This is a genomic window from Monashia sp. HAY1-2A (assembly GCF_056755315.1).
Window position 1 is genome coordinate 1 of record NZ_JBNDHY010000139.1, and the last position, 11,207, is coordinate 11,207.

Genomic DNA, 11,207 nt, shown 5'->3' on the forward strand with positions numbered 1-11,207 from the left:
CCGGACAGGCCGTTGACTCACCCGCAGGAGGTTGCAACGGTCGGGCAGGTCCAGCGGTGAGCTCACTGCTCCTGCAGGGGGGTCGCGTCATTGACCCTGGTAGCGGCCACGACGCAGTCGCTGACGTCCTGGTCCAAGGCAGGCAGGTCGTTGCAGTCGGGACCGGCCTGCGTGGCGAGCACGTGCTGGATGTCAGCGGTTGCATCGTCGGACCCGGATTCGTTGACGTGCACAGCCACGTCCACTCGATCGCCGGCCATCGGCTGCAGGCGATGGACGGCGTCACGACCGCGCTCGACCTGGAAGCCGGACTGATGCCGGTCGCCGAAGCTTACCGACGTGCTGCTTGGTCAGGGCGCCCGCTGAACTTCGGCTTCTCTGCCTCGTGGGCTGCAGCCCGCGGCCTGGTGCTGTGCGGCATCTCCCCGCGCGCGCGGTTCAGCGAGACACTGTCCCTGCTGGGGGACCAGCGGTGGCAGCGGCCACTGGGCAGCACGGAGCTGGTCACATGCCTGGAGCTGCTGCGCCGCGAGCTCACCGCTGGAGCGCTCGGGATCGGCATCGTCGTCGGGTATGCACCGCGCAGCGACCCCGCGGAGTTCCTCGCGGTGGCGGCGCTTGCCGCCGAAGCGGGAGTCCCGACGTACACGCATGTACGCGAGCTCATCGAGGCAGACCCTGACACGCTGGTCGACGGGTCATCGGAGGTTGTGCGTGCAGCCATGCAGACGGGCGCGCACATGCACCACTGTCATGTGAACTCGACGTCCCGGCGCCATCTGGACCGGGTTCTGGCAACGATCGGCCTCGCTCAGGCTGAAGGCGCCCGGGTGAGCGTGGAGACCTATCCGTATGGGGCGGGTAGCACGAGCGTCGGGGCGGCCTTTCTGGCTCCTGAGCGTCTGGGGATCTGGGGGATCGAGCCGTCTTCGATCGTCTTGCTCACCACGGGCGAACGGGTCGCGACGCGTGAGCGTCTTCGGCACGTGCGTGCCACCGCCCCCGAGACTCCGTGCATCGTGGAGTTCCTGGATGAGAGCAACCCGGCGGACCTTGCCTACCTGGAGCGCTCCCTGGCGTTCCCGGACGCGATCGTGGCCAGTGACGCGATGCCGGTGACGTGGCAGGCCGGGATCGTGGACACCAGGCAGTGGCCGCTGCCGCCCGGGGGCGCGACGCATCCCCGAACGGCTGGCACGTTCACCCGCTCGCTTCGCCGTATGGTCCTGGAAACGGGCGCCTGGACGTGGCTCGAGGCCTTTCGGCGTTGTTCATGGCTGCCGGCGCAGCTGCTGGCGTTCACCCCGGACGCGGCCGGGAAGGGCCGGGTCAGTGCCGGCGCCGACGCCGACATCGTCGTGCTGGACCCGGCGCAGCTGACCGACCAGGCCACGTACGTGGAACCGACCCGCCCTGCGACGGGAGTGCGGCACCTGTTCGTGAACGGCACCCCGGTGGTCACGAACGGAGAGCTGAACGTCGGCGCCTATCCGGGTCGGCCCCTGCGCGGCCGACCAGCCTGAGCGCCCGAGGGTCCCACGCCAGCCCCAAGGAGTGGCGGTCCCGTCGACGACGCCTATCCCAGTCAGGCGGGCGGTCTGACGACTGGGTGGAGCGTGCTCACGTTGATGCCGATCGTGAGCGCCTCCTCACTGATGGTGACGTTCGCCCGCCGGGGCAGATCAGCGAACCCGCTGCCCTTGAAGCGGTTCAGCCCGCTCCCGCAAGCCCGGCAGTGGATGTCGGCGCGCGGCAGGTCACCGGGCAGGTCACCGGGCAGGTCACCCGACGATCTACAGCGCGAGTCACCGGGTAAGTCCCCCGGGCGAGTCACCCGGGCGAGTGTGCCGACCTGACCGCGAGCGGAATTCTTGCCGAGGCGAGCGTCACGAGTGGGAAGCTGCGTGACCAGCCGACAGGTAGCTCCACGTCATGATGACGGCAAGGAGCTCAGTCGCTGACGAGGCCTCGAACCGGACCGTGCGCGCGCCAACTCGTCTGGTGCCCGGCGCCATCGCCATGACCTCCACCGCCCCGGCCTGGCGCGCGTCAGCTTCCAGATGAAGCTGCTCAGGGACGGGCCGCACGCCCAGCCCGGACCCGCTGGCTGCCTCTATCGCAGACATGGCCGCCTCGCGGATCCGGTCTCGGGCGGTCGCAGGATGCAGCGAACGCGCGGCAGTCACTCCGATGCCTTCCTTCACGGCGACGGTGCGGGCATCGGGGAAGACCGCCTGGCTGAGACGGCAGATGTCGCCGTCACCGGTCAACAGTCCGACTGGGACGTTGAACGAGCTGGCCAGCAGGCCGTTGACCTCGGCCTCGGTGACGCTCTCACCGTTGAGGCGTAGGTCGGTGAACGCCGCGCCTGAGAAGCTGTGCGCCAACACGCCGTGTTCTGACATCGGTCCTGCGTGGTAGCCGACGAAGAAGACGACGTCGATGCCTGCGGTGAGGCATTCGACCATGCCGAGCGGTTTGGGGGAGCCGACGACGTACTCGGCGCGAGGGTCGAGCAGCTCACCGATGAGGTTGTCCATCGGTCCATGGCTGTCGTTGACGATGACCTGCTCGGCGCCGCCGTCGAAGGCTCCCTCAACAGCCGCTGTCGCTTCCATTGTCATCAGCTGCCGCCCGAGGGCGTAGTCCTCTCGTCCCGGACCCACCTGGCGTCGGGTGGCGAGCCCTGCCACGCCCTCCATGTCCACGCTGATGAGCACGCGCATCCGATATCTCCTTGTCTCGAAAAGGGTTGGTGTCGTAGCCCGGCGGGAACGGTGCCAGCGGGCACGGGTGCGCTACGGGGTTCCTCGACGCAGGCGACGACCGGGCCGTTCCGCGGTGACGATGCCGTCGCGTACGACGATGCGGCCGTTGACCATCACGGTGTTCAGCCCGACCGCGTAGCTGTGCGGGTCCAGGTAGGTTGACGTGGCGGCGTACGTTGCGACGTCGAAGATGATGATGTCTGCGAAGTAGCCGGGCGCGAGGGCGCCTCTGGAGTGGAGCCCGAAGCGTGTGGCCGGAAGGCTCGTCATCCGCCGGATGCCTTCGCTGATCGAGAACAGGCCTTCGTCGCGGCCGTAGTGACCCAGTGTCCGGGCGAACGTGCCGTAGGTCCGTGGGTGTGCCGGTTGTCCGGTCCAGGGCGGTCCAGCTGGGTGGGCGGCACCGTCGGAGCCGACGGTGACCCACGGCTGTGACAGGCCCAAGCGGATGTTCGGCTCGGAGATCATGTGGTAGGCGACGCCGACATCGGGGTCACGGCGAAGGGCCTCTATGACCGCCTCGGACGGGGAGCACTGCCACTGCTGCGCCATCTGCGTCACGGACTGGCCCTTGACGGGGGTCCCGTCGGTGAGGTCGGACAGGAAGACGATGCCGGCGCCGGCATCGGCGGCAAGGAAGAGGTTCTCGAAGTCGGTACCTGGCGCCTCGATCTCCCGGCTGAGGAGTCGAGATGCGGCCCGGTCCGCCAGCATCGATCTGACGGCTGCCGGTCCGCCGGCGGAGTACCTCGGTGGGATGCACGCGAGCAGGTGAGTTGCTCCGGCGTCGTAGGGGTACATGTTGGCGCCGACCTCGTGACCGGCGGCCCGTTCAGACTCCAGTCGCGCTACGGCCTCTGTCATCTTGTGGTGGTTGTGCCGTCCGGCGGCCTTGAGGTGGAAGATCTCGGTTCGAACTCCAGCGCTCCTGCCGATGAAGAGTGACTCCTCTACGGCCTCCAGGAGGGCGTCTCCTTCACTACGCAGATGTGTCGCGTACACACCCCCGTGGGCGGCGACCGGCTCGCACAGCTGTACGAGCTCGGAGGTGGTCGCGAAACGGCCCGGTGGGTAGATCAGCGCGGTCCCAATCCCGAGGGCTCCGTCGTGCATCTCTTCCGCTACGAGGCCGCGCAGACGGTCACGTTCGGGTCCGGTCAGTGGACGGTCGGTGAACTCGGCGCCCAGGTACCGCAGGTTGGCCCCGCCGATGAGGCTGGCGACGTTGACGCACAGGCCGCGCCGTTCCAGGTCGTCCAGGCCTTCACTCAAGCGTGGGAACCCGAAGTTCTCTTCGGTGGTGGACCCGTACAGGCGGGCCAGGTGCCGGCCGAACTCGGGCATGCTCGGACCGGGGGAGAACGCTTCGCCGAAGATTTCGGTCGTCACGCCTTGGAGCAGGTCGGACGCGGCCGTTCCGTCGCTTCGCAGCGCTGCCCACGCGTGGCTCAGGACGTTGATGAAGCCGGGCGCGACGGCCATGCCGGTCGCGTCGATGACGGCAGCATCGACTGGTCCGGGGTGGGGTCCCACGTGCACGATGCGGTCGCTCTCAACCAGAACGTCCGTGGTGACTGGTTCCGTCCCTGTCCCGTCGTAGACGTCGCCGCCGCGGATCAAAACTCGAGACATGGTGCAACCTTCGCTGGGTGATGGACAGGGGCGATGCAGTGGTGGCGCGGTGCGGTGAAGGGTTCGAGGGACGGCGTGGGGTCCGCGTGAGGCACCGCCGTGGGGTGGAGAGGATGGGGTGGTGGAGAGGGTGGTGGCATGTAGGGGCTTGTGCGCTGGGTTGCGTTGGGTCGTGGCGTGTTCCGCGGCCGGCCTTCGGTGAACGACCGGGCGGGCGTGGCGGGTGTTCGAGCATGCCGCGCTCTGCAGCTGGGCCCGTTGGATGCGAATGGGCCGACCGTGTCAGAACCGGGGCATGGCGACCTCGATGAGGTTGTATCCGGCATCGACGACCGGGATCTCGCGCCACCGGTCGAAGGCACCACATGGGTGGCTGATGCCGAAGGTGAGCCGGTCGCCGGGGACGACCTGCGCGCCGTCGGGCAGGTCGACGTAGCAGTGCTCGTCGTCGACGCGGCGCACGAGCGCTCCTGGCAGGGGGTGCTGGCGGCCGTCCGGGTCGAGAACCCCCTTGACGAGCGGGAGCCGGTCGTCGGTGGGGGCGTGCCGACGTCCGAAGTTCACGATGGCCAGCCCATCCTCGGGACGTGAGAGGACCGTACCTATCAGCTCGAGGGCGGCCCAGAAGGTCACGGAGTCGTCTTCCCTGCGTCCGTCCATGGGTGAGATCTCCTGGTAGAGGCCGTCGTCATGTGTGACGTAGCAGCCGCTGCGCAGGACGGTCAGCGTGTTGAACGTGAAGTTGGCGGGTCCGAGGGCGTGGGTGACCAGGTCGAAGTAGGAGCTTCCTCCTGCGGAGATGAGCGGGGTCGTGTCGAACAACGCCTCGGCGTGACAGGCCCGCAGAAGCGTCTGGAGGCGCTGGAGGTACCGGGGCAGTCCTGGCGGCGTCTGGGCGCCATGCCTTGGCAGAAGACCTTCGTATCCGGCGATGCCGCGCAGCTGCAGTGGTTCTGCGTGCCGGACTGCTCGCGCCAGTTCCAGGCCGGCCTCAACGGATCGGACTCCGGTGCGGCCTCCGTCGTAGCCGAGTTCGACGAGGACGCCGATGCCGGGGCGTCCGGCAGCCTTCGGTGCTGCCGCGGACTCCAGTTGGGCCAGACCTTCGAAGCTGTCGACGTAGCACAGCACGTCGATGTCGGACTCGGCTGAGGCCAGGTAGTCGGTGAGCCAGCGCAGGTCACCGCTGTCGAGGACCTCGTTGGCCAGCAGGACCCGTTTGACGCCCATTTCCAGCAGGTGGCGTGCTTGTCGCATCGAGGCTGCTGTCATCCCCCAGGCGCCCGCGGCCATCTGTCGGTGGATCAGGTATGGCGTCATGGACGTCTTCGCGTGGGGCGCGAGGGCAACTTTCCGACTCTGGCAGTACGCCGCCATGAGGGCGATGTTGTGTCGCGCCGCCGCCTCGTGCAGCACGAGCACGGGCGTGGAGAAGGAGTCGAACAGGCGAACTCTGGCCGGTTGCGGCGTCGTTGGCGCCGTGAGTCGCTCATTCATTACCTGTCACCCTGTTCGGACGTGGTGGATGCAAGGCTGGGGAGTGCAGCGGGCCCTGGGCGTGAGTGGCCGGCAGACCAGGTGGTCTGGGCGTGCCTCGACCCGACGGGTCTGCTGCAGCTGGCTGGTCGGCGGCCGCGCACCTCGGGCCCGCCGGGCTCCATTCGTGCGGGTCTTCTCATCTGCGGTTCATGAGGGCCAACAGGCTGGAGAAGCTCACCTGGGCGAGGTTGTAGCTGACCATGATGAGCCCGAGCAGCTCATCGGCGGAGGCGACCTCGCGCCCGATGGTGCGCTCGTTGACCTGTTGGACCCCGGGGATGCCGCTGGCGAGCTCGGCTGCGGTCGGGTTGGGCATGTCGATCTCGAGGCGCAACGTGTCGGGCACCGCCAGGAGTTGGCTTCGGTCTGCGGCGGCGACCGCTTCTTGGGCGGCGTCGCGGATCTTGGTGCACGCGACCGCGGGCGCGAGGCTGTCGGCTGCCGAGAACCCGTGCGACCGCTTGACGGCGACGGTCTTCACTCCGGGTAGCGACTGTTCGGCGAGCGCGCAGATGACGTCGTCCCCGGTGAGAAGGCCGACGGGCACCCCTCGACTTGCTGCGAACAGGGCGTTGACGGATGCTTCGGAGGCGTTGGTGCCGTTGACGCGTACCGCGGTGAAATGTGCCGAGAAGGTGTGTGCGAGCACGCCGGTGGCACCTGCGGGCGCGTGGTAGCCGACGAACATGGCCAGGTCGAACGACTCGGTCAGTCCCTCTGCCATGCAGAAGCCGCGGGGGGAGCCGAAGATGACCCGGGCCCGGGGGTCAAGCTCGTCATGCAGGAGGTTGTCCATCGTGCCGTGGCTGTCGCTGACGACGACTTCGGAGGCTCCTCCAGCGAAGGCGCCCTCGATGGCGGCGTTCGCCTCCGCGGTCATGCGACGCTGCGCCAGCGGGTACCCGTGACCGCCGCGGACGACCTGGTCGTAGGTGGCGATGCCGCTGATGCCCTCCATGTCCACGGAGATGTAGACCTTCACGTGTACCTCCGGTTGGTCGATGAATGAGGCGACTGTCGCGGGTCAGGTCACGGCACGGCTGGGTCCATCACGAGAACTCACACCACGGGGTTTGTCCCATCGGACAAGACCCTTCACGGTGCTTCGGCGCTGTGCGCGGGGGTCAGCTCGTGATGGAGGAACGTGCCGTCTGCCGGCGCAGGCCGAAGGTCTCACTGGCCGCCAGCGGCCAAGCGCATCAGGGGAGTGTCGAAGTCGAGGTCGGGCCCGCCACCGTCTCGCTGCTCCTGGATGCCGGTGAACGAGTGCTGGTAGGCAGCCCAAGAGTGGGCTTTGACCTCGTCGGCCAGCCCAGCGCGATGCAGGGCGAGGACTTCCCGGGCGGCGCGTCGCAGACGACTGGCGAGTCCTGGGTCAGCCCAGTCCTCAGGGGCGGCGAACACGGAGGTCGGCACTGTCACCGCGCGCATGAACGCGAAGAGGGGGCGCAGGTGGTCATCGACCACGAGTGCGTGGCGGGCCGTTCCGGCCGTGGCTGTCAGCGCGACGACTTTGCCGAGCAGCAGGTCGTTGTCCAGCGTGTCGAGGAAGGACTTGAACAGTCCGCTGATGCCGGCCTTGTAGATCGGTGTTCCGGCGATGATGACGTCTGCGTCGGCCAGCGCCTGGAATGCGGCAGTGAGGGCTGGGCTTGGCAGGCCTCCCACGAGCTTGGTGGCAACGTCGACGGCCAGCGGGGCAAGTTCAAGTGTGGTCGTGGTGACCGACTCGCCTTCGGCAGTGAGCACCTGGTGCAGCTGGGCGGCGAGCCTGTCTGTCAGCAGACGCGAGGATGACGGGTTGCTCACGCCGCCGCTGAGCAGCAGGACCCTCACGGCGGGCGGCGGGGCGTCGGTGGTGGCGGCCATGTTCGCGTCGATCAGCTCTGCGCGGGTGCGGGCAGGTCCTGATACGGAGACGGGCCGGTGAGGTTGTCTCCGCGGTTGGGTGCGGGCACAGGCTGGCGTGCCGGACTGGTGCCGTACTTCGCACGGACACGGTCTGCATGGGTCGGCGCCTCGGCCACCTGTGCGTCGCGGCCCTTGGCCATCTCGGCTCGAAGGACGGGAACCACCTCGGTGCCTAGCAGTTCCACCTGCTCGAGCACGGTTGCCAGGGGCAGGCCGGCAGCGTCGATGTTCCACAGTTGGCGCTGGTAGTCGCCGAAGCCGTCGCGAAAGGTCATCGTCTTGTCGATGACCTCTTGCGGGCTGCCTACGCTCATCGGGGTTCCGGCCATGTAGTCCTCGAGGCGACCGGACATCCCGTAGACGCGGTTGTTCTCGAAGTAGGGCCGGAAGGCGGCGACTGCACCCTGGGACCGACGTGCGATGTACGCGTGACCGCCGAGGCCCACGATGGCTTGTCTCGTGCTGCCGTGTCCGTGGTGGTGGAACCGGCGGCGGTAGAGCTCGACCAGCGGCTTGAAGTGGAAGTTCGGAGCGAGGATGTTGTTGGCGAAGAAGCCGTTGCCGTAGAACGCTGCTTGTTCGGCGATCTCGGGGGTCCGGATGGAGCCGTGCCACACGAACGGTGGCACGTCATCGAGCGGACGTGGTGTCGCGGTGAAGCTTTGCAACGGTGTCCGGAACCGGCCCTCCCAGTCGACGACGTCCTCACGCCAGAGCCGGTGCAGCAGGTTGTAGTTCTCCAGGGCCAGGGCAACGCCCTGGCGGATGTCCTTGCCGAACCACGGGTAGACCGGAACGGTGTTGCCGCGTCCCACCATGAGGTCGAGCCGGCCACCGGCAAGGTGCTGCAGCATGGCGTAGTCCTCGGCGATCTTCACCGGGTCGTTCGTCGTCATCAACGTCACGGACGTGCTCAGGATGATGCGTTCGGTCAGGGCGGCGATGTGCCCGAGAAGAGTCGTGGGCGAAGACGGTATGAACGGTGGGTTGTGGTGCTCACCGATCGCGAAGACGTCCAGGCCGACTTCATCGGCCTTGCGGGCGATTGTCACGATGGCTCGGATGCGCTCCGCCTCTGATGGAGTGCGGGCGGTGGTCGGGTCGGCGGTCACGTCACCGACGGAGAAGATGCCGAACTGCATTGCTGCTTGTATCCCTAGAACATGGTTGGACAGAGTGGGCTTCGCGAGCTGAGACAGTCACGAAGGGCGGTGCCGGGCCCTCGCGGCCGGGCACCGGAGCTCTGGCGACGCCGAACCCCGTGGCATCTGGCCGCCGCTGCTTGACGGTCCGAGCCACGGGGTCCGACCTGCGGCCGGTTACCGGCCGCTGGTGTGGGCGCTGCACTGCGATATTGCCCATGTGGCGGGGCTGGACGCGTGAGCAAATCGGGACGTCGAGCGCACGGTTGGGGCCAACGCATTCGGGTGGGCGCAGGTCCATTGGCTGCATCCGGTGACGCCTGCGCGTCGGCCGTCCTGAACGCGGCCCACGCGGGCGGCAGCAGTCATCCGCTGCGGCCGGCCTCAGGTGCAGCGGGCCAGGCCCATCCGGATCTTGAGCTCGACGACGCGGGTGGCGGCGGCCTGCACCTTCGCCGCGAAGCCGGGATCGGCGGCGATCGCGGCCTTGAGCGCGCGGTGCATCGGCCCGACCGTCGAGGGCAGCGCGGTCAGGACGATGTCGCCGCCGACCGCGACGAACCGGGTCGCCCGCTCACCCGCGGCCACGGCCGCGACGGCCTGGGCCTTGCCGACGTCGTCGGTGATGACGACGCCGTCGTAGCCGAGCCGGTCGCGCAGCAGGTCGGTGACGACCGGCTTGGAGAACACGGCGTTGGTGCCGGGGTCGATCCGGCTGTAGATCGCGGAGCCGACCATGACGAGGTCGGCGCCGGCGCGGATGCCGGCTCGGAACGGCTCGAGGTAGGGGTCGTCGACCGTCGTGGTGCGGTCGGTGATGCCGGTGGCCGTGAGGTCGGTGTTGCCGGCGATTCGACCGAGCCCGGGGAAGTGCTTGACGGTCGCGGTCATGCCGCCGGCGCGCATGCCGGTGACGAATGCGGTGACCATGCGGGCGTTGGTGGTGGGGTCGCCGGAGAACTCGCGGCCGTACCACCCGATCGGCTGGTTGGCGGTTCCGACGGAGTCGGGGACCGTGTCGGCCACGGGGGCGAGGTTGACGTTGATGCCGGCTGCTGCGAGCTGTCGCGCCCAGCGGGTGGCGTCGGACTGCAGCGCGCTTGCGCCCTTCTGGGTCTGGTCGAGGGCCGACGGGATCGTGCTGAAGCCGTCGCCCTGCAGCTGCTGGACGGCGCCGCCTTCCTGGTCGACGGCGAGCAGGAGCCCGAGGTTTGCTGTGCTCGGGCCGGCGAGGGCGGCGAGGTGGCGTGTCGTGGCCTCGACCCGGCCGGCGCCGGTGTGCCAGCCGCCGAGGAGGATGACGCCGCCGAGATGACGCGCCTGCACGAGGGCATCGAGGCTGGTAGGTCCGGCGTCGGAGCCGAGCCCGACCATGATGAGCTGCCCGGCTTGTTGCGTGGCGCTCATGCCGGCGACGATGCGCTGTGCGCACGACTGCGCCGGCGTCGGGGTGGCCGGCGTCGGGCCGGGGGCGCTCGACGGGCTCGAGGTGCTCGCTGATGGTCCGGGCGCGGTGGAGCTGACCGGTGCGGTCGGGGTCTCGACTGCAGGAGGGGCTATGGATGTGTGCGACGTCGAGATGCCGGCGCCTGTCTCTGTGGGCCAACCCCCGGGGCGGCTCGGGCCGCGGCCCGTGCTCGGGGGCGGCGGGGTTCGCGTGGATCCGATGTGGATCGGGAAGCCGGAGCAGCCTGCAAGCAGCGCGGTCGTTGCCGCCGCGGCGCCGAGCCGAGCCAGCAGCGCGCTTCGGGCTCTGGCGTGGCAGGAGCCGGCAGGGCGGCTCGTCGTGTTCATCACGGCGGGAACATATGCCCGGAATGCTTTACAGGACAAGCACTTTGGCGGCCTGCATGTCGTGGCATGAAGCAGTTTGCGCGCAGGGCAACATCCCGGTGTGACGCCGGGTTCGTCTGCTGCGGACCTGCGGTCGGTACCGCGACCGGGACATCGCTTTCGATGTCCCGGTCGCTGGCGTTGGTGACGCGCAACAGCAGCAGGCTGCGGCGCGTCCGAGCGTGGTGTCTGCGGGGTGGTTGGCCTCGGGTTTGTGGTGTGGGTGTGGGTGTGGATGTGGTGTCGGGTGGTTAGGGGATGACCAGGACCCAGGTGGTGGGGTGGCGGGTGATGGTGTCGGTGGTGCTGGGTTCCAGCAGGGCGCGCAGGCCGGTGCGGTGGTTGGCCCCGAGGATGACCAGGTCGGCGTTGAGGGTGTGGG

10 protein-coding genes are annotated in these 11,207 nt (G+C 68.6%); 2 read left to right on the forward strand and 8 right to left on the reverse strand.

Features of this window, described 5'->3' with window-relative positions; translation table 11 throughout:
• The first annotated feature begins 56 nt into the window (after window positions 1–56).
• Window positions 57–1,523 (forward strand): amidohydrolase family protein, encoded by a 1,467-nt coding sequence (locus ACPYOM_RS17310; RefSeq protein ID WP_481346918.1) that lies wholly within the window; start codon window positions 57–59, stop codon window positions 1,521–1,523.
• 363 nt (window positions 1,524–1,886) lie between these two features.
• On the opposite strand, the gene ACPYOM_RS17315 is transcribed toward ACPYOM_RS17310, so the two are convergent.
• The 7 genes from ACPYOM_RS17315 to ACPYOM_RS17345 form a co-directional block, all read right to left on the reverse strand.
• On the reverse strand, window positions 1,887–2,726 hold the full coding sequence (locus ACPYOM_RS17315) for a M55 family metallopeptidase (protein WP_481346919.1): 840 nt from the start codon (window positions 2,724–2,726) through the stop codon (window positions 1,887–1,889).
• 72 nt (window positions 2,727–2,798) lie between these two features.
• The gene (locus ACPYOM_RS17320) at window positions 2,799–4,400 is read right to left on the reverse strand and encodes an N-acyl-D-amino-acid deacylase family protein (RefSeq protein ID WP_481346920.1); all 1,602 of its coding nucleotides are present in this window, start codon (window positions 4,398–4,400) and stop codon (window positions 2,799–2,801) included.
• Between the two features lie 282 nt (window positions 4,401–4,682).
• On the reverse strand, window positions 4,683–5,897 hold the full coding sequence (locus tag ACPYOM_RS17325) for an alanine racemase (RefSeq protein ID WP_481346921.1): 1,215 nt from the start codon (window positions 5,895–5,897) through the stop codon (window positions 4,683–4,685).
• Between the two features lie 178 nt (window positions 5,898–6,075).
• The gene (locus tag ACPYOM_RS17330; protein ID WP_481346922.1) at window positions 6,076–6,921 is read right to left on the reverse strand and encodes a M55 family metallopeptidase; all 846 of its coding nucleotides are present in this window, start codon (window positions 6,919–6,921) and stop codon (window positions 6,076–6,078) included.
• Window positions 6,922–7,112: 191 nt separating this feature from the next.
• A complete protein-coding gene (locus tag ACPYOM_RS17335; RefSeq protein WP_481346924.1) occupies window positions 7,113–7,808 on the reverse strand; it encodes a CE1759 family FMN reductase in 696 nt (231 codons plus the stop codon).
• 11 nt (window positions 7,809–7,819) lie between these two features.
• Window positions 7,820–8,992 (reverse strand): CE1758 family FMN-dependent luciferase-like monooxygenase, encoded by a 1,173-nt coding sequence (locus ACPYOM_RS17340; RefSeq protein ID WP_481346925.1) that lies wholly within the window; start codon window positions 8,990–8,992, stop codon window positions 7,820–7,822.
• Window positions 8,993–9,376: 384 nt separating this feature from the next.
• Complete coding sequence (locus ACPYOM_RS17345) at window positions 9,377–10,399, reverse strand: glycoside hydrolase family 3 N-terminal domain-containing protein (protein WP_481346926.1); 1,023 nt, start codon at window positions 10,397–10,399, stop codon at window positions 9,377–9,379.
• On the opposite strand from ACPYOM_RS17345, the gene ACPYOM_RS17350 reads away from it, so the two are divergent.
• Window positions 10,398–10,856: a hypothetical protein gene (locus ACPYOM_RS17350; RefSeq protein WP_481346927.1), complete on the forward strand. Its 459-nt coding sequence runs from the start codon at window positions 10,398–10,400 to the stop codon at window positions 10,854–10,856. The two genes, ACPYOM_RS17345 and ACPYOM_RS17350, sit on opposite strands and share 2 nt — an antisense overlap.
• A 220-nt stretch (window positions 10,857–11,076) precedes the next feature.
• Here ACPYOM_RS17350 and ACPYOM_RS17355 read toward each other — a convergent pair whose 3' ends face one another.
• The gene (locus tag ACPYOM_RS17355; RefSeq protein ID WP_481346928.1) at window positions 11,077–11,187 is read right to left on the reverse strand and encodes a hypothetical protein; all 111 of its coding nucleotides are present in this window, start codon (window positions 11,185–11,187) and stop codon (window positions 11,077–11,079) included.
• Between the last annotated feature and the right edge of the window lie 20 nt (window positions 11,188–11,207).